This window comes from Salinicoccus halodurans (assembly GCF_900114445.1).
Classification (GTDB): domain Bacteria; phylum Bacillota; class Bacilli; order Staphylococcales; family Salinicoccaceae; genus Salinicoccus; species Salinicoccus halodurans.
Genome location: NZ_FOTB01000003.1, coordinates 295,526 through 318,520 on the forward strand (window position 1 = coordinate 295,526; position 22,995 = coordinate 318,520).

The 22,995-nt window shown below is 43.3% G+C and carries 38 protein-coding genes; 36 read left to right on the forward strand and 2 right to left on the reverse strand.

Annotated elements, in window-relative coordinates; all coding sequences use genetic code 11:
* The first annotated feature begins 76 nt into the window (after positions 1–76).
* From rpsJ to rpsI, 35 genes are all read left to right on the forward strand, one after another.
* Positions 77–385 carry a 30S ribosomal protein S10 gene (gene rpsJ / locus BM271_RS08020; protein ID WP_046789173.1) on the forward strand — a complete coding sequence of 103 codons (309 nt, stop codon included), beginning with the start codon at positions 77–79 and terminating at the stop codon, positions 383–385.
* Positions 386–408: 23 nt separating this feature from the next.
* A complete protein-coding gene (rplC, locus tag BM271_RS08025) occupies positions 409–1,071 on the forward strand; it encodes a 50S ribosomal protein L3 (RefSeq protein ID WP_046789174.1) in 663 nt (220 codons plus the stop codon).
* Positions 1,072–1,096: 25 nt separating this feature from the next.
* Complete coding sequence (gene rplD, locus BM271_RS08030; protein WP_046789175.1) at positions 1,097–1,720, forward strand: 50S ribosomal protein L4; 624 nt, start codon at positions 1,097–1,099, stop codon at positions 1,718–1,720.
* Positions 1,720–1,992: a 50S ribosomal protein L23 gene (gene rplW / locus BM271_RS08035; RefSeq protein ID WP_046789176.1), complete on the forward strand. Its 273-nt coding sequence runs from the start codon at positions 1,720–1,722 to the stop codon at positions 1,990–1,992. Before rplD ends, rplW begins: the two co-directional genes overlap by 1 nt.
* A gap of 36 nt (positions 1,993–2,028) precedes the next feature.
* Entirely contained in the window at positions 2,029–2,868 is an 840-nt protein-coding gene (gene rplB, locus BM271_RS08040) for a 50S ribosomal protein L2 (protein WP_046789177.1), read from the forward strand.
* A gap of 57 nt (positions 2,869–2,925) precedes the next feature.
* Positions 2,926–3,204, forward strand: a complete 279-nt coding sequence (gene rpsS, locus BM271_RS08045) for a 30S ribosomal protein S19 (RefSeq protein WP_046789178.1) — start codon at positions 2,926–2,928, stop codon at positions 3,202–3,204.
* 31 nt (positions 3,205–3,235) lie between these two features.
* Positions 3,236–3,625, forward strand: a complete 390-nt coding sequence (rplV, locus tag BM271_RS08050) for a 50S ribosomal protein L22 (RefSeq protein WP_046789179.1) — start codon at positions 3,236–3,238, stop codon at positions 3,623–3,625.
* A 21-nt stretch (positions 3,626–3,646) separates the two neighbouring features.
* Positions 3,647–4,291, forward strand: a complete 645-nt coding sequence (gene rpsC, locus BM271_RS08055) for a 30S ribosomal protein S3 (protein ID WP_046789180.1) — start codon at positions 3,647–3,649, stop codon at positions 4,289–4,291.
* Positions 4,292–4,307: 16 nt separating this feature from the next.
* The gene (gene rplP, locus BM271_RS08060) at positions 4,308–4,742 is read left to right on the forward strand and encodes a 50S ribosomal protein L16 (RefSeq protein ID WP_046789181.1); all 435 of its coding nucleotides are present in this window, start codon (positions 4,308–4,310) and stop codon (positions 4,740–4,742) included.
* Positions 4,732–4,941: a 50S ribosomal protein L29 gene (rpmC, locus tag BM271_RS08065; protein WP_017547654.1), complete on the forward strand. Its 210-nt coding sequence runs from the start codon at positions 4,732–4,734 to the stop codon at positions 4,939–4,941. The genes rplP and rpmC overlap by 11 nt, the downstream gene beginning before the upstream one ends.
* Positions 4,942–4,962: 21 nt before the next feature.
* Positions 4,963–5,226, forward strand: a complete 264-nt coding sequence (gene rpsQ, locus BM271_RS08070; protein ID WP_074924552.1) for a 30S ribosomal protein S17 — start codon at positions 4,963–4,965, stop codon at positions 5,224–5,226.
* 29 nt (positions 5,227–5,255) lie between these two features.
* Positions 5,256–5,624, forward strand: coding sequence for a 50S ribosomal protein L14 (rplN, locus tag BM271_RS08075; RefSeq protein ID WP_046789182.1), 369 nt, complete (start codon positions 5,256–5,258; stop codon positions 5,622–5,624).
* Between the two features lie 30 nt (positions 5,625–5,654).
* Positions 5,655–5,987, forward strand: coding sequence for a 50S ribosomal protein L24 (gene rplX / locus BM271_RS08080; RefSeq protein ID WP_046789183.1), 333 nt, complete (start codon positions 5,655–5,657; stop codon positions 5,985–5,987).
* Between the two features lie 25 nt (positions 5,988–6,012).
* Entirely contained in the window at positions 6,013–6,552 is a 540-nt protein-coding gene (rplE, locus tag BM271_RS08085) for a 50S ribosomal protein L5 (RefSeq protein WP_046789184.1), read from the forward strand.
* A 19-nt stretch (positions 6,553–6,571) separates the two neighbouring features.
* Entirely contained in the window at positions 6,572–6,757 is a 186-nt protein-coding gene (locus tag BM271_RS08090) for a type Z 30S ribosomal protein S14 (RefSeq protein ID WP_017547659.1), read from the forward strand.
* Between the two features lie 29 nt (positions 6,758–6,786).
* Positions 6,787–7,185 (forward strand): 30S ribosomal protein S8, encoded by a 399-nt coding sequence (gene rpsH / locus BM271_RS08095; RefSeq protein ID WP_046789185.1) that lies wholly within the window; start codon positions 6,787–6,789, stop codon positions 7,183–7,185.
* Between the two features lie 24 nt (positions 7,186–7,209).
* On the forward strand, positions 7,210–7,746 hold the full coding sequence (rplF, locus tag BM271_RS08100; protein ID WP_046789186.1) for a 50S ribosomal protein L6: 537 nt from the start codon (positions 7,210–7,212) through the stop codon (positions 7,744–7,746).
* A 25-nt stretch (positions 7,747–7,771) separates the two neighbouring features.
* Positions 7,772–8,134, forward strand: a complete 363-nt coding sequence (rplR, locus tag BM271_RS08105) for a 50S ribosomal protein L18 (RefSeq protein ID WP_046789187.1) — start codon at positions 7,772–7,774, stop codon at positions 8,132–8,134.
* 21 nt (positions 8,135–8,155) lie between these two features.
* Positions 8,156–8,656, forward strand: coding sequence for a 30S ribosomal protein S5 (rpsE, locus tag BM271_RS08110; RefSeq protein ID WP_046789188.1), 501 nt, complete (start codon positions 8,156–8,158; stop codon positions 8,654–8,656).
* A 16-nt stretch (positions 8,657–8,672) separates the two neighbouring features.
* On the forward strand, positions 8,673–8,852 hold the full coding sequence (gene rpmD, locus BM271_RS08115) for a 50S ribosomal protein L30 (RefSeq protein ID WP_046789189.1): 180 nt from the start codon (positions 8,673–8,675) through the stop codon (positions 8,850–8,852).
* A gap of 27 nt (positions 8,853–8,879) precedes the next feature.
* Positions 8,880–9,320: a 50S ribosomal protein L15 gene (gene rplO / locus BM271_RS08120; RefSeq protein ID WP_046789190.1), complete on the forward strand. Its 441-nt coding sequence runs from the start codon at positions 8,880–8,882 to the stop codon at positions 9,318–9,320.
* Positions 9,320–10,618 (forward strand): preprotein translocase subunit SecY, encoded by a 1,299-nt coding sequence (gene secY / locus BM271_RS08125; protein ID WP_046789191.1) that lies wholly within the window; start codon positions 9,320–9,322, stop codon positions 10,616–10,618. Before rplO ends, secY begins: the two co-directional genes overlap by 1 nt.
* A gap of 12 nt (positions 10,619–10,630) precedes the next feature.
* Positions 10,631–11,278 carry an adenylate kinase gene (locus BM271_RS08130; RefSeq protein ID WP_046789192.1) on the forward strand — a complete coding sequence of 216 codons (648 nt, stop codon included), beginning with the start codon at positions 10,631–10,633 and terminating at the stop codon, positions 11,276–11,278.
* Positions 11,279–11,429: 151 nt separating this feature from the next.
* Positions 11,430–11,648 (forward strand): translation initiation factor IF-1, encoded by a 219-nt coding sequence (gene infA, locus BM271_RS08135; RefSeq protein ID WP_017547668.1) that lies wholly within the window; start codon positions 11,430–11,432, stop codon positions 11,646–11,648.
* A 30-nt stretch (positions 11,649–11,678) separates the two neighbouring features.
* Positions 11,679–11,792, forward strand: a complete 114-nt coding sequence (gene rpmJ / locus BM271_RS08140) for a 50S ribosomal protein L36 (protein WP_003156543.1) — start codon at positions 11,679–11,681, stop codon at positions 11,790–11,792.
* A gap of 24 nt (positions 11,793–11,816) precedes the next feature.
* On the forward strand, positions 11,817–12,182 hold the full coding sequence (rpsM, locus tag BM271_RS08145) for a 30S ribosomal protein S13 (RefSeq protein WP_046789193.1): 366 nt from the start codon (positions 11,817–11,819) through the stop codon (positions 12,180–12,182).
* Positions 12,183–12,204: 22 nt separating this feature from the next.
* Entirely contained in the window at positions 12,205–12,594 is a 390-nt protein-coding gene (gene rpsK, locus BM271_RS08150) for a 30S ribosomal protein S11 (RefSeq protein ID WP_046789194.1), read from the forward strand.
* 86 nt (positions 12,595–12,680) lie between these two features.
* On the forward strand, positions 12,681–13,625 hold the full coding sequence (locus BM271_RS08155; RefSeq protein WP_046789195.1) for a DNA-directed RNA polymerase subunit alpha: 945 nt from the start codon (positions 12,681–12,683) through the stop codon (positions 13,623–13,625).
* A gap of 18 nt (positions 13,626–13,643) precedes the next feature.
* Positions 13,644–14,042, forward strand: a complete 399-nt coding sequence (rplQ, locus tag BM271_RS08160; protein WP_046789196.1) for a 50S ribosomal protein L17 — start codon at positions 13,644–13,646, stop codon at positions 14,040–14,042.
* A 153-nt stretch (positions 14,043–14,195) separates the two neighbouring features.
* A complete protein-coding gene (locus tag BM271_RS08165; protein WP_046789197.1) occupies positions 14,196–14,984 on the forward strand; it encodes an energy-coupling factor transporter ATPase in 789 nt (262 codons plus the stop codon).
* Complete coding sequence (locus BM271_RS08170) at positions 14,981–15,844, forward strand: energy-coupling factor transporter ATPase (protein ID WP_046789198.1); 864 nt, start codon at positions 14,981–14,983, stop codon at positions 15,842–15,844. The genes BM271_RS08165 and BM271_RS08170 overlap by 4 nt, the downstream gene beginning before the upstream one ends.
* The gene (locus BM271_RS08175; protein WP_046789199.1) at positions 15,834–16,631 is read left to right on the forward strand and encodes an energy-coupling factor transporter transmembrane component T family protein; all 798 of its coding nucleotides are present in this window, start codon (positions 15,834–15,836) and stop codon (positions 16,629–16,631) included. Before BM271_RS08170 ends, BM271_RS08175 begins: the two co-directional genes overlap by 11 nt.
* Before the next feature lie 12 nt (positions 16,632–16,643).
* Entirely contained in the window at positions 16,644–17,432 is a 789-nt protein-coding gene (gene truA, locus BM271_RS08180; RefSeq protein ID WP_046789200.1) for a tRNA pseudouridine(38-40) synthase TruA, read from the forward strand.
* 163 nt (positions 17,433–17,595) lie between these two features.
* The gene (gene rplM / locus BM271_RS08185) at positions 17,596–18,033 is read left to right on the forward strand and encodes a 50S ribosomal protein L13 (protein ID WP_046789201.1); all 438 of its coding nucleotides are present in this window, start codon (positions 17,596–17,598) and stop codon (positions 18,031–18,033) included.
* 18 nt (positions 18,034–18,051) lie between these two features.
* Entirely contained in the window at positions 18,052–18,444 is a 393-nt protein-coding gene (rpsI, locus tag BM271_RS08190) for a 30S ribosomal protein S9 (RefSeq protein WP_046789202.1), read from the forward strand.
* A 355-nt stretch (positions 18,445–18,799) separates the two neighbouring features.
* Here the strand turns inward: rpsI and poxB are convergent, their stop codons facing one another.
* Together poxB and BM271_RS08200 are read right to left on the reverse strand one after the other, a co-directional pair.
* Complete coding sequence (poxB, locus tag BM271_RS08195) at positions 18,800–20,533, reverse strand: ubiquinone-dependent pyruvate dehydrogenase (protein ID WP_046789203.1); 1,734 nt, start codon at positions 20,531–20,533, stop codon at positions 18,800–18,802.
* Positions 20,534–20,735: 202 nt separating this feature from the next.
* Positions 20,736–21,863: a 2-methylaconitate cis-trans isomerase PrpF family protein gene (locus BM271_RS08200; protein ID WP_046789204.1), complete on the reverse strand. Its 1,128-nt coding sequence runs from the start codon at positions 21,861–21,863 to the stop codon at positions 20,736–20,738.
* Between the two features lie 138 nt (positions 21,864–22,001).
* Between BM271_RS08200 and BM271_RS08205 the strand changes: the two genes are divergently transcribed.
* Entirely contained in the window at positions 22,002–22,865 is an 864-nt protein-coding gene (locus BM271_RS08205) for a LysR family transcriptional regulator (protein ID WP_046789205.1), read from the forward strand.
* The last annotated feature ends 130 nt before the right edge of the window (positions 22,866–22,995 follow it).

The following is a 22,995-nucleotide window of genomic DNA, read 5'->3' on the forward strand; positions in this document are numbered from 1 at the left end:
CCATGGCTTGCGTGTAAAGAGAATTTTCGTGGAGAAGTCTATCAATCAATGATGACGACCAGAAGGAGGTTAAATAATGGCAAAACAAAAAATTCGTATTCGTTTGAAAGCTTACGATCACAGAGTACTTGATCAGTCAGCAGAGAAAATTGTAGAAACAGCTAAACGTTCAGGTGCGGACGTATCAGGTCCAATCCCGTTGCCGACTGAGAAAACTGTTTATACAGTTATTCGTGCGGTACACAAATACAAAGACTCCCGTGAGCAGTTTGAGCAGCGTACACACAAACGTCTTATCGACATTCTTAACCCTACACCAAAAACAGTTGATGCCCTAATGGGACTTAACTTGCCATCAGGTGTGGACATCGAAATTAAACTATAATATAGCAGGAGGTGCGACTTTCGATGACCAAAGGAATCTTAGGTAAAAAAGTGGGAATGACTCAGGTTTTCGGTGAAAACGGCGAGCTCATCCCGGTAACAGTAGTAGAAGCAGCAGGCAACGTAGTGTTGCAAAAGAAAACAGAAGAAGTTGATGGGTACAATGCAGTACAAATCGGTTTCGATGACAAACGTGAATTCTTTGATGGAGCAAGATCAAAGAAATACGCAAACAAGGCTGAAACTGGACATGCTAAAGCTTCAGGTAAAGCCCCTAAGCGCTTCGTACGCGAATTCAAGAATCTCGCAACAGATGAATTCGAAGTAGGTCAAGAAGTCACTGTAGATACATTTGAAGCAGGCGACTTTGTGGATGTGACAGCAACATCCAAAGGTAAAGGTTTCCAGGGTAACATCAAACGACACAATCAAAGCCGCGGACCAATGGGGCACGGATCCCGTTTCCACAGAGCACCAGGTTCAATAGGAATGATGAGTGACCCGGCCCGCGTATTCAAAGGCAAAGCAATGCCTGGACGCATGGGTGGAGAAACAGTAACGCTTCAGAATCTTGAAATCGTCAAAGTGGATGCAGAGAGAAACGTTCTACTTGTTAAAGGTAACGTTCCCGGCCCACGTAAAGGATATTTGAAAATCGCAGCAGCATTTAAAAAAGGTGTTAAATAATATACAAGGAAGGAGGATTTAACACATGGCAAGCTTAGATGTTTTATCAAAAGAGGGAACTAAAGTTAATTCTATAGACCTTAACCAGGAAATATTCGGCATCGAACCAAACCAGCATGTTTTGTTCGAAGCTGTAAACTTACAGCGTGCATCACTTCGCCGCGGAACTCATTCTGTAAAGAACCGTTCTGCAGTGCGTGGTGGCGGTAAAAAACCTTTCAGACAGAAAGGTACAGGTAACGCACGTCAGGGTACAATCCGTGCCCCTCACTATCGTGGCGGCGGAGTAGTATTCGGACCGACTCCAAGAAGCTATTCTTACAAAATGCCTAGAAAAATGCGCCGTCTGGCACTTCGGTCAGCACTTTCCGCGAAAGTGAACGAAGAAGCATTCACAGTAGTTGAGAATTTCACGATGGACGCGCCAAAAACTAAAGACTTCCTGACAATTCTGGAAAATCTTGAAGCGAGCAAAAAGGTGCTTCTTGTGCTTGAAAACGAAGATGTAAACATTGAACTTTCATCCCGTAACCTGCAGGGCGTCACTATCTTGACTCCGCAGCAGCTCAATGTACTCGACATCCTTTCTGCTAACCGTGTTATTTTCACTGAAGGTGCTATCAATAAAGCAGAGGAGGTGCTTCTGTAATGGATGCACGCGATATCATTCAACGCCCGGTAATCACTGAGCGTTCTGCTGACTTGATGTCTTCTGACAAGTATACGTTTGACGTAAATGTCAGAGCGAACAAGACACAGGTAAAATATGCAATTGAAGAGATTTTCGATGTAACAGTCGAAAAAGTGAACATTATGAATTATAAGCCGAAGAAAAAACGCATGGGGCGTTACAGCGGCTACACTAAGAAAAGAAGAAAAGCAATCGTAACACTAAAAGAAGGCTCAATAGAAATTTTCTAAATCAGAGCTGATATACCATTAAGGAGGTAAAACGAGATGGCGATTAAAAAATATAAGCCGACCACTAACGCTCGTCGTAATATGACTGGTTCCGACTTTTCAGAAGTTACATCGACAACGCCGGAACGCTCATTATTACAGCCGCTTCCGAAAAAAGCGGGACGTAACAATCAGGGTAAAATGACAGTTCGTCATAAAGGTGGGGGACATAAGCGTCAATACCGTGTGATTGACTTCAAACGTATCAAAGACGGTGTACCAGGCCGTGTTGCAACAATAGAATACGATCCAAACCGTTCAGCAAACATTGCACTTGTTGTATATGCAGACGGTGAAAAGAGCTACATCCTTGCACCTAAAGGTGTAACAGTGGGACATGAAATCATGAGTGGACCGGATGCGGATATCAAAACAGGTAACGCAATGGCACTTCAGGATATCCCGGTTGGTACTACAGTGCACAATATCGAACTTAAACCAGGAAGAGGCGGCCAGCTTGTAAGGTCTGCAGGCACAAACGCACAGGTTCTTGGTAAAGAAGGCAAATATGTACTTGTAAGACTGGGCTCAGGTGAAGTACGCATGATCCTTGCGACATGCCGTGCAACAATCGGTTCTGTCGGTAACGAACAGCACGAACTTATCAATATTGGTAAAGCGGGTCGTTCCAGATGGAAGAGACAGCGCCCAACAGTACGTGGTTCTGTAATGAACCCTAACGACCACCCGCACGGCGGTGGTGAAGGCCGCGCTCCAATCGGACGTCCGTCACCTATGTCACCATGGGGCAAACCGACTCTCGGTAAGAAAACACGGAGAGGCAAGAACCGTTCAGATAAACTAATCGTAAGAAAACGTAAGAATAAGAAGAAATAAAGAAACCAAGGTGTGCGGATGATAAATCCGCACGCATTATTGGAAGGAGGCGCCTAAATGGCTCGCAGTCTTAAAAAAGGACCTTTCGTTGATGGACACCTTATGAAAAAGGTTGAAGCAAACAATGAAGGCAGCAAAAAAAGTGTAATCAAAACATGGTCACGCCGTTCTACAATCTTCCCTAACTTCATCGGTAACACAATCGCCGTATATGACGGACGCAAACATGTGCCGGTATATGTTACAGAAGATATGGTCGGTCATAAACTTGGAGAATTCGCTCCGACAAGAACGTACAGAGGTCATGGGAATGACGATAAAAAGACAAGAAGATAAGTTGAAGACGGTATAAAAGGAGGAACGAAAGATGCAAGCGAAAGCAGTTGCTAAAACAGTTAGAATTGCTCCCCGCAAAGCGAGAATGGTCCTTGACCTTATCCGCGGTAAAGAAGTTGGAGAAGCGATCGCAATTCTTAACCTGACTAATAAAAGAACTTCGCCGGTAGTTGAGAAAGTACTCAAATCAGCCGTAGCGAACGCTGAACATAACTATGACATGGACATCGAAAACCTGGTAGTATCTGAAGCATACGCTGACGAAGGTCCGACATTGAAACGTTTCCGTCCACGTGCACAAGGACGCGCAACAAAAATCAACAAGCGTACAAGCCACATCACAATCGTAGTTTCAGAAGCTGTATATGAAGAAGCAGCAACAGAAGAAACTGAAGAAAATAAAGTGGAAGAAAACGCATAATACCACAAGGAGGGAATTAATTTGGGTCAGAAGATAAATCCTATTGGACTTCGTACTGGTGTCATTCGTGACTGGGAAGCAAAATGGTATGCAGATAAAGACTTTGCAGATCTTTTGCACGAAGACCTTAAAGTTCGTGAATATATCGAAAACAATCTTAAAGACGCTGCAGTTTCCAAAGTGGAAATTGAACGCGCTGCTAACCGTGTGAACATCGCACTTCATACAGGTAAGCCAGGTATGGTAATTGGTAAAGGTGGTAGCGAAATCGACAAACTTCGTACTGCACTTAACAAACTTACTGGCAAAAAAGTACACATAAATGTAATTGAAGTTAAAAAAGTGGATATGGATGCTAAATTGGTAGCAGAAAGTATTGCACGTCAGCTTGAAAACCGTGTATCTTTCCGTAGAGCTCAAAAACAGGCGCTTGGAAGAGCAATCAAAGCTGGAGCAAAAGGTATCAAAACACAAGTTTCTGGTCGTCTTGGCGGCGCAGACATCGCACGTTCTGAAGGTTACAGTGAAGGAACAGTTCCACTGCACACACTTCGTGCTGACATAGATTATGCACATGAAGAAGCAGATACGACATACGGCAAACTCGGTGTCAAAGTATGGATCTACCGTGGAGAAGTTCTTCCTGTTAAAACTGACAAAAAGTAAAGGAGGAAATTGAAAAATGCTATTACCAAAAAGAGTAAAATACCGTCGTCAACACCGTCCGGACACAAAAGGGCGCGCTAAAGGCGGAACTGAAGTATCATTCGGTGAATACGGACTGCAGGCTACAACAACATCATGGATCACTTCAAGACAAATTGAAGCAGCACGTATCGCTATGACTCGTTATATGAAACGTGGCGGTAAAGTATGGATTAACATCTTCCCGCACACACCATATACTAAAAAACCATTAGAAGTACGTATGGGTTCAGGTAAAGGTGCAGTGGAAGGCTGGATCGCAGTAGTAAAACCTGGCCGTGTTATGTTCGAAGTTGCAGGTGTAGAAGAAGAGGTAGCTAAAGAGGCGCTTCGTCTTGCTGCTCATAAACTGCCTGTAAAAACAAAAATCGTTAGACGTGAAGAATTAGGTGGTGATACGAATGAAAGCTAAAGAAATCCGTGATCTGACAACTTCCGAAATCGAAACAAACGTTAAAGAACTGAAGGAAGAACTCTTCAACCTACGCTTTCAGCTAGCAACAGGCCAGCTAGAGAACACTGCTCGTATCAAAGAGGTTAGAAAAACTATCGCAAGAATGAAAACAACTATCCGCGAGAGAGAACTCAGCGAAGCTAAAGCAAACCAGTAATTTATAAGGGAGGTTCACACAGTGGAAAGTAAAAACGAACGCAAATTTTATCGCGGCCGTGTTGTGTCCGACAAAATGGACAAAACAATTACGGTAGTGGTAGAAACTCAAAAAAGACACCCTATCATTGGCAAACGTGTTAAATATTCTAAAAAATATAAAGCGCATGATGAAAATAATTCAGCAAAAATGGGCGACATCGTAAGAATCCAGGAGACACGTCCATTGTCAGCAACTAAACGTTTCCGTCTAGTGGAAATTGTTGAAGAATCAGTGCTCATCTAAACAATTGAAGGTAAAGGAGGTCCATTCGCATGATTCAACAGGAATCCCGCTTAAAAGTGGCAGATAACTCAGGTGCACGTGAAGTGCTTACTATCAAAGTACTGGGTGGTACAGGCCGTAAAACAGCGAATATCGGTGATGTAATCGTTGCTACTGTAAAAAATGCAACGCCAGGTGGCGTTGTCAAAAAAGGTGAAGTAGTCAGAGCTGTAATCGTGAGAACTAAGACTGGCGTACGCCGCGAAGACGGTTCTTACATCAAGTTTGACGAAAACGCATGTGTAATCATCCGTGATGATAAAGGTCCAAGAGGTACACGTATCTTCGGTCCAGTGGCGCGTGAACTCCGTGAAGGCAACTTCATGAAGATCGTATCACTAGCACCAGAAGTACTATAATCCACATTTAAATAAGGAGGTGCGATTCCCATGCACGTAAGAACTGGAGACAAAGTCGTTGTAATCAGCGGTAAAGATAAAGGTAAAGAGGGCACAGTCCTAAAAGCAATCCCTGCAAAAGACCGTGTGGTTGTTGAAAATGTCAACATGATCAAAAAACACCTTAAACCTTCTCAAATGAACCCTGAGGGCGGCATCCTCGAAACAGAGGCGGCAATCCACGTATCCAACGTAATGCACGTTGACCCTGAAACAGGCGAACGCACTCGTATCCGTCATGAAGTAAAGGAAGACGGAACTAAAGTGAGAATAGCTGCGAAGTCTGGAAAAGAAATTCCGGCTGTAAAATACGAAAAGAACTAATAGTTAGCGGAAGGAGGTCCATTCAATGGCACGTTTAAAAGAACGTTACAATGAACAAATCAAAAATGAACTTGTTAATAAATTTAACTATACATCCGTGATGCAAGCACCTAAAATCGAAAAGATTGTTGTAAACATGGGTGTTGGTGATGCAGTACAGAATGCAAAAGTACTGGATAATGCAGTTGAAGAACTTGAAGCGATCACTGGTCAGAAACCGGTAATCACAAAAGCTAAGAAATCAATCGCCACATTCAGATTGCGTGAAGGTATGCCAATCGGAGCGAAAGTAACACTCCGCGGCGAAAGAATGTACGATTTTCTGGATAAATTGATCTCAGTATCCCTCCCACGTGTAAGAGACTTCAGAGGTATTTCCAAAAAAGCGTTTGACGGACGCGGTAACTACACACTGGGCGTAAAAGAGCAATTGATCTTCCCTGAAATTGACTACGATAAAGTATCCAAAGTCAGAGGTATGGATATCGTGATCGTTACGACAGCCAACACAGACGAAGAAGCTCGTGAACTGCTTACTCAGTTCGGAATGCCATTTCAAAAGTAAGTTATAAGGAGGCGAAATTGTGGCTAAAAAATCAATGATTGCTAAACAGCAAAAAGAACAAAAGTTCAAAGTAAGAGAATACACACGCTGCGAAAGATGCGGAAGACCACATTCAGTAATTCGCAAATTCAAGCTTTGCCGTATATGTTTCCGTGAACTTGCTTACAAAGGTCAGATCCCTGGCGTTAAAAAAGCAAGCTGGTAAGCGCCATAAATTGAAAGGAGGCACTTTAAATGACAATCTCAGATCCAATTGCAGACATGTTGACACGCATCAGAAATGCGAACATCGTCAGACATGAAAACTTAGAAATCCCTGCTTCTAACATCAAGAAAGAAATCGCTGAAATCCTGAAAGCAGAAGGATATGTTAAAAATGTAGAATACATTGAAGATGACAAGCAAGGCGTTATCCGTGTATTCCTTAAATACAGCAGCAAAAACGAAAGAGTTATCACTGGTTTGAAACGTATCTCCAAGCCTGGTCTTAGAGTATACGCACGCAGAGAAGAACTTCCTAAAGTCCTTAACGGTCTTGGAATTGCTCTTATCTCAACATCAGAAGGTGTGCTTACTGATAAAGAAGCACGTAAAAGAAATATTGGCGGGGAAGTACTCGCATACGTTTGGTAATGAATTAACAGGAGGTGCAAACTAATGAGCCGTGTAGGTAAACGTATTATTGAAATTCCAAGTGATGTAACAGTCGCAATTGACGGATCTACTGTAACAGTAAAAGGTCCTAAAGGTGAACTTGTGAATACATTTAACGAAGAAATGACTTATAACCTGGAAGATACTACACTTGAAGTTGTAAGACCAAGTGATTCCAAAAATCACCGTACCGTCCATGGTACAACTCGTGCACTCATCAACAATATGGTTGTTGGTGTATCCCAGGGCTTCTCTAAAGAACTTGAGTTGGTTGGTGTAGGTTACCGTGCACAAATGCAAGGTAACAAATTGGTACTGAGTGTTGGGCTTTCTCACCCGGTTGAATTTGAACCTTCCGAGGACCTTTCCATTTCAGTGGATGGTAACACGAATGTTAAAATCGAAGGCATCAACAAGGAGTATGTTGGAGCGCTCGCTTCAAAAATCCGTGCCGTACGTCCACCTGAACCATATAAAGGAAAAGGTATCCGTTACAAAGATGAACTCGTTCGTCGTAAAGAAGGAAAAACTGGTAAATAATAAATAAAGTGAGGAGTGAACTTCAATGATCGCTAAAATTGACAAGAATAAAGTGCGTCAAAAAAGACATCAACGAGTGCGTAATAAGCTTTCCGGCACAGCCGAAAGACCACGTTTGAACGTCTATCGTTCCAACCAGCACATTTATGCACAAGTGATTGATGACAGCCAGCAGGTTACATTGGCAAGTGCTTCTACAAAAGATCCTGATTTCAAAGGTGAACTCGGATCCAACATAGATGCTGCTGCTGAAGTAGGCGCGCTCATAGCAAAACGTGCTAAAGATAAAAAAGTAGAAAATGTAGTATTTGACCGTGGAGGCTATCTCTATCACGGACGTGTTAAAGCATTGGCAGAAGCTGCACGTGAAAACGGTCTGCAATTCTAATCGAAGGAGGGAAATTCATTTATGGCTCGTAGAGAAGAGAAAGTACAGGAATTCGAAGAGCGTGTGGTTACGATTAACCGTATCGCTAAAGTTGTAAAAGGTGGACGTAAATTCCGCTTTTCCGCACTCGTTGTAGTTGGCGACAAAAAAGGCCGCGTAGGGTTCGGTTCAGGTAAAGCCCAAGAGGTACCTGAGGCAATCAAAAAAGCTATCGAAGCTGCTAAAAAAGATCTTATCGAAGTACCATTGGTAGACGGTACTGTTCCACATGAAATCATTGGACGATTCAGCTCCGGCAGAGTATTCATGAAACCAGCCGCTCCTGGTACAGGTGTTATCGCTGGTGGACCGGTTCGTGCGGTACTTGAACTTGCAGGTGTAACAGACATTCTGAGTAAATCACTCGGTGCGAATACTCCAATCAACGTTGTGCGCGCAACAATAACAGGTCTTACTGAACTGAAAAGTGCAGAAGAGGTCGCTAAATTGCGTGGCAAATCAGTAGAAGAGATACAAAACTAAGGAGGGAAACACAGATATGGCAAAAATTAAAATTACCCTCAAAAAAAGCTTGATCGGCAAGCCTGAAACTCAGAGGAAAACAATTGCTTCACTCGGATTGAAGAAAACCAATTCGACTGTAGAGCATGAAGATACACCTCAGATCAGAGGACAGGTTGCAAAAGTCAGCCACTTGGTTACAGTCGAAGAAATTTAATGATATTATAAAATAGGAGGTGCGAAGATGAAATTACATGAGATGAAGCCGGTAGAAGGCGCTCGTAAAAATCGCAACCGTGTTGGACGTGGTATGTCTTCCGGTAACGGTAAAACATCCGGCCGTGGACACGATGGACAGAATTCACGTTCCGGCGGTGGCGTTGGTCTGACATTCGAAGGTGGACAACTTCCACTATTCCGTAGAATTCCTAAACGCGGATTCACGAACATCAACCGTAAAGAATACGCTGTTGTAAACCTTAGCGATCTTAACCGTTTCGAAGACGGCGCTGAAGTTACTCCAGCTCTGCTGAAAGAAAATGGCATTGTTAAAAATGAAAAATCTGGTATCAAAGTCTTAGGCAATGGTGCTCTTGAGAAAAAATTAACAATTAAAGCTCATAAGTTTTCTGCTTCAGCTGCTAAAGCAATTGAGGAACAGGGCGGAAGCTACGAGGTGATCTAATGATTGGCACGATCTCCAATTTCTTCAGAATCAAAGAGATTCGCAGTAAGATTCTCTTTACTTTGTCAATGCTGATCATCTTCAAAATCGGCACGTATATACCGGTTCCCGGCGTGGATCCCAGCGTGTTCGAAATGGGAGGCGGTCAGCAGGGCGTCCTTGATCTGATGAACACCTTTGGTGGTGGAGCATTGATGAACTTCTCGATTCTTGCCATGGGTATCATGCCCTACATTACAGCATCGATCGTTGTCCAGCTCCTTCAGATGGATGTCGTACCGAAGTTTGCTGAATGGGCGAGACAGGGAGAAGTTGGTCGTCGAAAGCTGAGCCAATTCACTCGTTACTTCACTATCATCCTTGCTTTTATTCAATCAATCGGTATGTCCTTTGCGTTCAACCAAATGTTCGAAGGCATGCTGATCGACGATAACAGCATCGGATCATATCTGTTAATTGCACTTGTACTTACTACAGGTACTGCATTCCTGATGTGGCTGGGTGAACTGATTACTACACATGGTGTGGGCAACGGTATCTCCATCCTCATATTTGCAGGTATCCTTGGTGTGATTCCAAACGCAATTATCCAGCTTTACCAGCAAAGATTTGTTGGTGCTGATGATACGACTATGGCTATTTTGCAGATGGTGGCACTTTTTGTATTCCTGTTACTGATTACGGCATTCGCCGTGTTCATTCTGCAGGCTGTACGTAAAATCCCGGTCCAATATGCAAAACGCCAGAGAACTTCATCCAACTTGGCACCACAATCGACGTTCCTGCCTCTGAAAGTTAACCCGGCAGGGGTAATACCGGTGATTTTTGCAATGGCATTTTTCATGCTTCCGCAAACACTGACATTATTTTTCCCTGATCAGAACTGGGCACAGACAGTGGCGAGATTTGCTGATCCGTCAGATTGGTTTGGCATGATTTTCTATGTTGTGCTGATCATAGCATTTACGTACTTCTACTCATTCGTTCAGGTCAATCCTGAAAAGATGGCAGATAACCTTAAGAAACAGGGGAGCTATGTGCCTGGAATACGTCCAGGGAAAAATACTCAGGACTACATCACATCTGTGCTGTACCGGCTTGTATTCGTAGGTTCACTGTTCTTAGCAGGGATTTCCATCTTGCCGCTTCTTATCACGAAGTTTATGGATCTGCCGCAGGCGATTCAAATTGGAGGTACAAGCTTACTGATTGTTATCGGTGTTGCTTTGGAGACTATGAAACAATTGGAAGCACAGGCAAACCAAAGAGAATACCGCGGTTTCAGAAAACGTAGGTAGGAGGAAAAGCGTATGAATATTATATTAATGGGGCTTCCTGGTGCCGGCAAAGGTACACAAGCTTCTCAAATTATAAAGAAATACCCGATCCCTCATATTTCAACCGGAGATATGTTCCGTCTTGCAATCAAGAATGGTACAGAACTCGGTAATGAAGCCAAATCCTATATGGACAGAGGCGAGCTGGTTCCGGATGAAGTGACAGTCGGTATCGTTAAAGAACGTCTGAGCCAAAGTGATGCGAAGGATGGCTTCCTGTTGGATGGCTTTCCCCGCACAGTGGAGCAGGCTGAAGCTCTGAACAATATCATGGAAGAACTTGATACGAAAATCGACAAAACGATTAACGTAGAAGTGCCTGAAGAAGAGCTGATGAACCGTCTGACCGGTCGCCGCATCTGTGAAGTTTGCGGAACGACTTACCATCTTGTGTTCAATCCCCCTAAACAGGAAGGTGTTTGTGACCTGGATGGTGGAAAACTGTATCAAAGAGAAGACGATAATCCTGAAACAGTAGCAAATCGTCTTGAAGTGAACATTAAGCAAACAGCACCTCTACTTGATTTCTATGAGAACCAGGGTGTGCTGGCCAATGTTGATGGATCCCGTGATATTGATGAAGTGTTCAAAGATATTGATGAAATTTTGCAGAACTTATAAGGATATTCACCTCTTCAGACACTTTGGGTGAATGCACTCGTCTCACTACGAAAAATATCCGGGTTCAATATTTAACGTTAAGTGTATGCCCAAACTTCACCTGAAGTGAATTTCTAACAGGGATTAGAAGACTGTAAAGGGGGAATTTATAATGAGTAAACAGGATGTTATTGAACTGGAAGGTACTGTACTTGATACTTTACCGAATGCAATGTTCAAAGTTGAACTTGAGAATGGACATGAGATACTCGCTCATGTTTCAGGTAAAATCCGTATGAACTATATACGTATTCTTCCTGGCGATAAAGTAACAGTTGAAATGTCACCGTATGATCTGACTCGGGGCAGGATCACTTATCGTTTCAAATAATGGACTCCATATTCTAAGGAGGTAATACACATGAAAGTAAGACCATCAGTAAAACCGATCTGTGAAAAATGCAAAGTCATCCGCAGAAAAGGTAAAGTTATGGTAATTTGTGAGAACCCTAAGCACAAACAGAAACAAGGCTAAAATTTTAAACGGAGGTGTAATAATATGGCTCGTATTGCAGGAGTAGACGTACCACGTGAAAAACGTGTCGTAATCTCACTGACTTATATTTACGGAATTGGTAAGTCAAGATCTGAAGAGATTCTTGAACAGGCTGGCGTTTCACAAAGCACGCGTGTAAGAGATCTTACTGAAGATGAATTAAACAAAATCCGTGAAGTCGTTGACAGCTACAAAATCGAAGGTGATCTTCGCCGTGAGCAGAACCTTAACGTCAAACGTTTGATGGAAATCGCATCTTACAGAGGTATTCGTCACCGTCGTGGACTGCCGGTTCGTGGACAAAAGACAAAAAACAATGCCCGTACCCGTAAAGGTCCAGTTAAAACAGTTGCGAATAAGAAAAAATAATTAGGGAAAAGGAGGAGAAACAATGGCTCGTAGACAACAAACACGTAAACGTAAAGTGAAAAAGAATATTGAATCCGGTGTGGCTCATATCCGTTCAACATTCAACAATACAATCGTAACAATCACAGATGATTTTGGTAATGCATTGTCTTGGTCATCAGCAGGTGCACTCGGCTTTAAAGGTTCCAAGAAATCAACACCTTTCGCTGCACAAATGGCTTCTGAAACAGCTTCAAAAGCAGCTATGGAACATGGCCTCAAAACTGTTGAAGTTACAGTAAAAGGACCTGGAGCAGGTCGTGAAGCAGCTATCCGTGCGCTCCAATCTGCAGGTTTGGAAATTACAGCAATCAGAGATGTAACTCCTGTACCACACAATGGCTGCCGTCCACCTAAACGTCGCCGCGTATAATTGCTGGTCACAGGAACGCTATTCATGTAATGTAAACACATGGTTGCATAATATTTCCGGCGTTTAAAGGGAGGAAAAGTAAACAAATGATAGAAATCGAAAAACCTAGAATTGAAACAGTTGAAGTATCGGAAGATTCTAAGTTTGGTAAGTTTGTTGTTGAACCTCTGGAAAGAGGCTATGGAACAACACTTGGGAACTCCTTACGTCGCATTCTGTTATCTTCATTACCTGGTGCGGCTGTCAAAACGATAGAAATAGAAAATGTACTGCATGAATTTTCAACAATAGAAAATGTTGTTGAAGATGTAACAACAATCGTTACTAACATTAAAAAGCTTGCACTGAAAATCTATTCTGAAGAGGAAAAAACACTTGAGATAGATATAAACGGTGACGGTGTAGTGACGGCTGCGGATATTACTCACGACAGTGATGTCGAGATTTTGAACCGTGACCTTAAAATTGCTACTGTGTCCAAAGGCGGACAGCTTAAAATCCGTATGATTGCCAACCGCGGCAGAGGTTACACTCTGGCTGAAGGCAACAACAAGAGCGATTTGGCTATAGGCGTGATTCCAGTGGATTCAATCTATACACCAATCGAACAGGTGAACTATACAGTCGAGAACACCCGTGTTGGACAGATGACCAACTTCGATAAGCTCACTTTGGATGTCTGGACAGATGGTTCCATCACTCCACAGGAAGGTGTATCGCTGGCTGCTAAGATTATGACTGAACATCTGAATATCTTTGTCGGTCTTACTGATGAAGCACAAAGTGCTGAAATCATGATAGAAAAAGAAGAAGATCAGAAAGAAAAAGTTCTTGAGATGTCAATCGAGGAACTGGATCTATCAGTACGTTCTTATAACTGTCTCAAACGTGCAGGAATCAACTCTGTACAGGAACTCACTGACAAGTCAGAAGCTGACATGATGAAAGTAAGAAATCTGGGACGCAAGTCTCTTGAAGAAGTCAAATTCAAACTTGAAGACCTCGGTTTGGGGCTTCGTAAAGAAGATTGATAAAGGAGGTAAATTTCAATGGGCTACAGAAAACTCGGACGTACATCTGACCAAAGAAAAGCGATGCTGCGTGACTTGGCTACTTCACTTATCGTAAGTGAGCGTATTACTACAACTGAAACAAGAGCGAAGGAACTTCGTAAAATTGTTGATAAACTCGTTACACTTGGTAAACGTGGAGATCTTGCTGCGAAACGCCGTGCAGGTCAAACAGTACGTAACGTTGAAATCACTAATGAAGATGGAACGACTCAACATGCTCTCCAAAAGCTCTTCGATGATATCGCTCCGCGATTTGAAGATCGTCAAGGTGGATATACAAGCATCAAGAAACTTGGAGAACGTCGTGGGGACGGTGCTGAACTCGTAATCATCGAATTCATGCAAGGCGCTGTAACTACTTCAGAAGAAGCATAATCTATAAAAGCAGACTGAGTGTTACGATGGTACGGCCTTCGGGCCATACTGTCTAGCTCATCGTACCCTGCAGGTAATACTTGAATAATCGCGCGACTCCGAATGCAGGGTACGCGCTTTTTTATTACATAAATTTAGGCAGGTGGTGGAGATATGATAGAATTCAACGATGTCACATACAGCTACAGGACAGGAAACCATAACGCATTGGATCATATCTCCCTGAATTTCCGGCAGGGCGAATGGACTTCGGTCATAGGGCATAACGGTTCCGGCAAGAGTACGCTCGTGAAAATTCTGATGGGTGTGCTGGAAGGATACGAAGGTGAAATCAAAGTAGACGGAGAAGTGATGACTGAAGAGAATCTCCCGGATATCAGAAAACGTTTCGCGATAGTTTTTCAAAATCCGGATAACCAGTTTGTCGGTGCCACGGTGGAAGATGATGTTGCGTTCGGTCTGGAGAACAATGGCGTTGGCAGAGATGAAATGGTGAACAGGGTGGAAGAAGCGCTCCGTTCAGTAAACATGCTTGAATACCGCACCCATGAACCATCAAGATTGTCAGGCGGACAAAAACAACGCGTGGCAATCGCAGGTGCACTTGCAATGCAGCCGGATCTCCTCATTCTGGATGAAGCAACATCAATGCTTGACCCGCAGGGCAGAAGAGAAGTGCTTGAGATTCTTCGGGAAATCCACCGGGAGAAACTGACTACATTGATTTACATTACACATGACCTTGCCGAAATCGGTGTCAGTGATCATGCTGTGGTTATGAAGGACGGCCGGGTGATCAATGAGGGCACTGTGGAAGAAATCTATCAGGATACGGATGCGCTCGTATCGAGCCGGCTCGTCCTGCCATTTACAATTTCCTTGGCAGACCGGCTGCTTGATGGTTGTTATATGTCATATGATGAGTTGGTGGAACGTCTATGAATATCCAATTGGAAAAACTGACGAGCATCTATCATGAGAACACGCCTTTTGAACACCTGGCACTGAACAATATAACAACAGAATTTAAAGAAGGTACCTATTATGGAATCATCGGTCATACAGGCAGCGGGAAATCGACGATGATCCAGAACCTGAACGGGCTTTTATTGCCGAGCTACGGTGAAGTGCACATTGGGGATATTACGCTGAGGCGTAAAACAAAACAGCGGATCATCCATCTGGTAAAGAAACGTGTCGGTATGGTTTTTCAGTTTCCGGAGCACCAGCTTTTTGAGGAATCTGTAATCAAAGATGTGATGTTCGGTCCGAAAAATATAGGCATGGATGAAGAGACGGCACGGGAGAAGGCAGAGTACTATTTAAAACTGCTCAATGTCGACAGGGCATTGTTTGATATTCCGCCGTTTGACCTCTCAGGAGGACAGATGAGGAAAGTGGCCATTGCAGGGATTCTGGCAATGGAGCCTGAAGTACTCATTTTGGACGAACCCACGGCGGGGCTTGATCCGCTGAGTCATATAGAAACGATGCAGCTGTTCCAGAAGATCCAAAAAGAAATGGGGATTACGGTAATACTCGTCACCCATGACATGAATGACGTTTATGAGTATACGGATGAAGTGAAGCTTCTGAACCAGGGCAATCTGATCCGCTCCGGCAGAACAGAGGAAATCCTTACAGATGCGGGACTCCTGCAGAAATATGACCTTGAGGTTCCTGATATAGTCAGACTCACTTCTGATCTTGGGAAAAAAGGGATTGAATTTCCGAAAATACCAAAGAACAGGGAAGAATTCATAAATCTCTACATGAAGTGGAGGGATGGATATGCTGAGTAAGATGCTGCTCGGACGTTATATCCCGGGAAACAGTATGGTCCACAGGTTCGATCCAAGAGCAAAAATCATTGCTGTCTTCCTGTTCATGATTATTGTGTTCTTTGCGAACCATTGGACAGGATATTTGCTGCTTGTGCTTTTTGTATTGAGTCTGACCAAACTCGCAGGGCTGTCGCTGGTGTTTTTATTCAATGGTTTGAAATTGATATTACTGCTGATCGTCTTTACTTTCATGATGCACCTCTTCTTTACGAAAGGGGGAACGGTGCTGATTGATGCGGGGTGGTTCACGATAGAATCGGAAGGGGTCATCCGAGGAATATACATCACGATACGTCTTGCGATGCTCATACTCATTACGACACTGCTCACCCTGACGACGAGCCCTTTATCTCTGACAGATGCGATAGAACGCATCTGCAGGCCGCTCAAAGCCATCAAAGTGCCTGTACATGAAATTGCGATGATGATGTCCATCAGCCTGAGATTTATACCGACACTGATGGATGAGACTGAAAAAATCATCAAAGCCCAAAGTGCAAGAGGATCCACGTTCATGACGGGCAGTCTCAAGTCCCGGCTCAATGCACTGACACCTGTATTCATCCCCTTATTCATATCTGCATTTAAGCGGGCTGAAGAAATGGCAATGGCGATGGAAGTAAGAGGATATCAGGGTGAAGAGGGGCGTACAAACTACCGTGTGCTGGACTGGCAGTGGAAAGACACGTTCGCCATCATCTTGATGATTCTTTTTGGAATCGTCCTGTTCATGATCAGACAATAAGGAGCGTCAGCAATGCGATATTTAGTCAAAGTGAGTTATAACGGCAGTAAATTTTCCGGCTTCCAATACCAAAAAGATGCCCGTACCGTCCAGAATGAAATTGAAAGTGTATTAAACCGCATGCACAAGGAATTCGTCCGCATCCATCCCGCCGGCCGTACGGATGCAGGTGTGCATGCGCTCGAACAATACTTCCATTTTGATTCCCATATTGATATTCCGGGAGATAAATGGAAATTTGCATTGAACTCAGGGCTGCCGGAAGATATACTCATACACGAAGTGCGGGAAATCGATGAAGATTATCATGTGCGTTTCCATTCAAAAGGGAAGACCTACAGATATAAAATATATCAGGGCACAAACAGAGACCCCTTCCAGCATGGACTCAAAGTCTATTATCCTTATCAGGTCGATGAACAGAAAATGCGTGATGCCATGCAGTACTTCATCGGGACCCATGACTTCACCAGTTTCTCGAGTGCCAAATCGGAAATTGAAAATAAAGTCAGGCATATTCATCGTTTCGACCTCATCAAAACAGAAGAGGGTTTCGATTTTGTTATTACCGGATCGGGCTTCCTTTATAATATGGTGAGGATACTGGTCGCATATGTGCTCGAAGTCGGACAGGGCAGATGGGACGGTGGCAGGACGCCGGAGATTCTGGAAGCAAAAGACAGAAAGCATGTGCCAAGGACGGCGCCAGCTGAAGGGCTGTATCTGGAACGGGTATTCCTCAATGAAAAAGCACTTGAAGAAACATTGCAGGAAATGAAAAATAACCTTGAAAAACATTGACAAAATGCACTAATAAGGTTATCATAGACAACGGTATAATTTTATATCACCCGCGATAAGCCCCGGAAACTTATTGTAGATCAGATATAATAAAACGAAGAAGCTTTTTTTATTTTAAAGCATAAAAACGAGCGAATTATTCATAAAACTAGGAGGACAAAAAATGCGTCAAACATTTATGGCCAACGAAGCTAGCATTGAGCGTAAATGGTATGTTGTCGATGCAGAAGGACAGACACTTGGACGTCTTTCTTCAGAAGTTGCAGCGATTCTTCGCGGCAAAAACAAACCGACATTCACACCGCATGTTGATACTGGTGATAACGTAATCATCATCAACGCTGAAAAAATCGAACTAAGTGGTAACAAAGCACAGGATAAAATGTACTACAGACACTCTGGACACGTTGGTGGAATCAAATCCATCTCTGCAGGTGCACTTAGAGACAAAAATCCAGTACGTTTGCTGGAAAATTCCATCAAAGGTATGCTTCCGAAGAACCCACTCGGTCGCGCAACAGGCAAAAAACTACATGTGTATGCTGGAAGCGAGCATCCACACGCAGCACAAAAACCAGAAAACTACGAACTTCGCGGTTAAGAATAGGAGGTTAATTCATTGGCTAAAGTAGAATATACAGGAACAGGTCGTCGTAAACACTCAGTAGCACGTGTACGTTTGGTACCAGGTGAAGGTAATGTTACAGTCAACGGTCGTGACATGAGAGAATACCTTCCATTCGAAAGTTTAATCCTTGATTTGAACCAACCATTCGCAGTTACAGAAACAGAAGGTAACTACGATGTATTGGTAAACGTTAAAGGTGGAGGCTTCACAGGACAGGCACAGGCAATCCGTCACGGAATTGCAAGAGCACTTCTCGAAGCAGATCCGGAAAACCGTGGACCACTTAAGAGAGCAGGACTCCTTACACGTGACCCACGTATGAAAGAACGTTACAAATACGGTCTTAAGAAAGCCCGTCGTTCTCCACAGTTCTCAAAACGTTAATAGCACTGAATCATATATTTCCTCCAACCATTTGCGGTTGGGGGATTTTTTATACATATGTTGATTTTTATGAATTATGATATTATAAATAGAAATACGAGTAAAAGATATTTGGGTTATTGGTTAAAACTTCGGGTAGGGGAAGAAGTGAGAATATTTTTTAATGAAGAAAATGATGTTGAAGTGGGCTTGTCTTGCAACTGTTGCGGTGACGGTGGTCGCAGTTCTCACAGGTGTAATTGCGGTATAGGCCTGGTAATAGAGAAATCGTTACAGATTATGTGTTTATCACAAATAAAGAGCTCTTCCCGATTGTGGGAAAGGCTCTTTGAAGTTAATGGGTGGTTTTTCATTTTTAACGGAACAAGTTGCTCTTGGCCAGATCGATCAATTCATTGCCTTTGCCGTTCAGCACAGCTTTCATCATCCACAAGCTGAAACCATGTGCCTGGTTGAAAGTAATCTTAGGCGGTAAGGACAGCTCATGACGGTTGACGATGACGTCCAGTACAACCGGGCCCTCGTGATTGAGTGCCTCACTTACCGCACTTTCAAGATCAGCCGGGTCCTCGACACGGATTCCTTTTATACCCAATGATTCGGCGAGTGCTGCAAAATTGACAGTATCCAGCCCAGTACCTGTCTCGAGGTAACCGGCAGCTTTCATTTCCAGTTCCACGAAGCCCAGGGAACTATTGTTGTATACAACGACATTCACCGGTAAATTATGCTGTCTCAGTGTGATCAGATCCCCCATGAGCATACTCAGCCCACCGTCTCCGGATAATGAAATGACCTGACGTTCCGGGGAAGATACCTGGGCACCAATCGCCTGCGGCAGAGCATTGGCCATAGTACCGTGATTAAATGATCCCAGAAATCTTCTCTGACCGTTCATCTGCAAGTATCTCGCCGCCCATACGATTGGTGTACCGACATCGCTTGTAAATACAGCATCGTCAGATGCCAGATCACTTACGAGTTTAGTCAGGTATTGCGGATGGATTGGTTTTCTTCCGTTTTCATCCACCGCCAGTTCATTTAAATCCTCTCGGACCCCGTCGTATTTTTCAATAGACTTTTTCAAGTGGGCTGAATCCCGCCCTTCATCCAAGAGGGGCATCAGAGATTCCACAGTCTGTTTGACATCACCGCAGACACCATAGGTGAGGTTTGTCCGCCGTCCCAGGTGTTTTGCTTCGATATCGACCTGAAGAACGACTGCATCTTTGGGATAGAACTGTCTGTACGGGAAGTCTGTACCCAGCATCAGCAGAATATCGCAGTTCATCATTGCCTCGTAACCGGAGGCGTAGCCGATCAGACCGTTCAAACCAGCGTAGTATGGATTGTCATATTCAAGGTATTCCTTGCCTCCCAAAGCAACGACCATGGGTGACTGCAGCTTCTCACTGAGTTCCATGAGGGATTTGTGTGCTCCTGCACATCCTTTTCCACACAACAGGGTGATTCTCTTTCCGTTTTTTTCATTGTTCAGGTAGGATGCCAACGTCTCCAATTCTTCTGCTGAAGGTATTGTGACAGGATTGCTTGGATACAATACCTGTTCCGGCATTTTATTATCATCCTCTAACTCCGCAACGTCCCCCGGCAGCACTAAGACAGATACACCATCCTCTGCAATGGCAGTCTGGAGAGCCATAGTGACAATCCGGGGCATCTGCTTGGAACTGTTTATAACTTCACAGTAGTGACTGCATTCCTGGAACAGGAACTTCGGATCTGTTTCCTGGAAATAATCGCTGCCAACTTCATCACTTGGAATTTGTGCAGCGATGGCGAGGACCGGAACACGATTTCGATGGCAGTCATACAAGCCATTGATCAAGTGCATATTACCCGGCCCGCTGCTTCCTGCACAAACAGCAATACTTCCTTTCATTTCCGCGTCAGCACCAGCTGCAAAAGCCGCTACTTCTTCGTGGCGTACGCTGATCCATTCAATTTTCCCTGAACGTCTTATAGAGTCAAGTACAGCATTGAGTGAATCCCCTACGATTCCATACACTCTGGTAATACCCGCGTTGAGCAATGCTTCGATGATCGAGTCAGAAATTGTTTTCTTCAAGTTTCTCAGCCCTTCTTCATGTATTTTCTTTAACCTTTCCCTTTCCGGGAAGTGTTAATCTTTATGAAGAAAAACTGTGTGTATTAATAAATTTCCAATGAATTTGTATTTCTGTTGATTATTAAATGCAGATAAATGGCCGGATACAGAGCCATCGATTAAATTGATGAATACTGAATTTTACTGGAAAAGCAGGGTTGACTCAGGCCAGTTTTGATATGAACTTGTAATCATTCTTTGTGTACACACTGCCTTCCAGAATTATACGGGCAGTACGTACCACCTTGATCGCACAAATTTCCCCCGCTATCAGGTCGACCTTGGTTTCCATAATACCAGCCGGATGTGCGAGCCGGATGATTTGACTCTCCGCCTTCATGAACCCGGAAAAAATGGTGTCATCCAAAAATGCAGCAGCTGTTGTACAGATGGCACCAGTTATGGCGAGTGCCTGATGCGGTTTCTGCATGGACAGCATCCTGATTCTGCAGTCCATATCCTCCGCTTTTCTTTCAACTCCTGTTACATCTGTGAAGTTTTCGGGAGGAGCGATTATTGTTAATTTCGGCACAGCAGGCGAGAGTCTGGTAGCGTCTTCTTTTTTGGCAAATTGACATTTTTCTGCGGCAATCGACCTGATTTCCTCCAGCTCCGACAGTTTTTCTGCTGTAAACTCATGGGGAAGTTCGGATCCTGTCAGACCAACATCCCGGGCATTAACAAACACCAGCGGGTTGGCAACATCTATTATGGAGATTTTTATCATTCTGCCCGCAGTTTCGATGATATCCACCGGATTGCCTGTCGGGAATAAACTCCCTGTGACCGCGCCTTCAGCATCGATAAAGGATAGGTACACAGGGGAACCTGTACCGGGAACGCCCGGTACTGAACACATTCCCTCAGTTTTTACCTGGCCATCTTCAACTTCAACTTCGGAAATAATGACCTTTTGTGTGTTCGTATTGAATATCCTTACAGTCGTAACAGGTTCAACAGCCGGTACCAGCCCCTGGTTTATGGCATAAGGACCTACTGCAGAGGATATGTTTCCGCAATTCCCCTTGAAATCCACCATTTGATTATCAATACTGACCTGGGCAAAAGTATAATCTATATCGATATCCGGCCGGTCGGACTTTTTGATGACCGCAGCTTTGCTTGTGAGAGAGTTGGCACCGCCGAGTCCATCAATTTGCCGGCGATCCGGACTACCCATAATATCCAATAAAAATTCATCCCATAATACACGGTCATCCGGCATGTCTTCGAAATTGATAAAAATTCCTTTACTGGTTCCACCACGCATAATGACAACAGGAATTCTCATTTATACAACCACCCTTTCAGATATTAATTTATTAAGTATTTAAAAAATATGTTATGCTACAAATTAATATAAGTAAAATAGATAATTTGTTATAAAATATTTAAAAAATACTTATAATCCTGAGATGGGGGAATTAACATGGATGAAAAAGACTGGACTGCACTTAAAATGTTATATGAGGAAAAGAACATCAGCCATACTTCTGAACGTTTATATATTTCACAGCCTGCACTTACATACAGGCTTAAAAATTTGGAAAAAGAATTCCAGACAACATTGTTCTTTAAAGTAAAAGGCGGTATAGAGTTTACTGCTGAAGGGGCATATCTGGCACGGTATTCTGATGAAATGATCAATCATCTGCAGAGGACCAAGGATCATATGTCAAATTTGCAAGGTGAGGTAAAAGGAACTTTGAGGCTCGGCGTCTCAAGCAATTTTGCACAATATAAACTTCCGAAAATATTGAAAAGTTTTTCAACCCGGTATCCAAACGTGCAATTCAACGTGAATACGGGATGGAGTACAGATATAATGAATCAGCTGGATTCATCTCAAGTACAGTTGGGTATTCTACGCGGCAATCACGATTGGTATGGAAAGAAACAGTTATTACATAAAGAAAAGCTTTGTCTGATATCAAGCGAAGAAGTAGAAATGGAGAAACTGCCGGATCTTCCATTCATAAACTATAAGACGGATACTTCATTGGACAGTCTTATTAAAGGCTGGTGGCATGACAGGTATTCCAAACCGCCCTTTGTCACTATGGAGACGGACCGTCAGCAAACATGCAAGGAAATGGTTAAAAATGGTCTCGGAATCGCCATTGTTCCCGAAATCTGTCTGGAACCCTCTGATAATCTATATAATTATGAATTGTTGTATAGAAACGGGGATTCTGTAGAAAGAAATACTTGGATCATGTACAGTGAGGATTCACTTCAACTGTCAACTGTTAAAAGTTTTATAGAATTTTTAAATGACCACCCCGGGATATAGAAATAGTGACTGCGATATTCAATAAAATATGCAATTTCATATCCTGACCCCACCCGGGGGTGGATTATAAAATTTTTTTAGCAAAATACATAAAAAAACTATATTTTACTTATCCTGCTTCTTATAATAT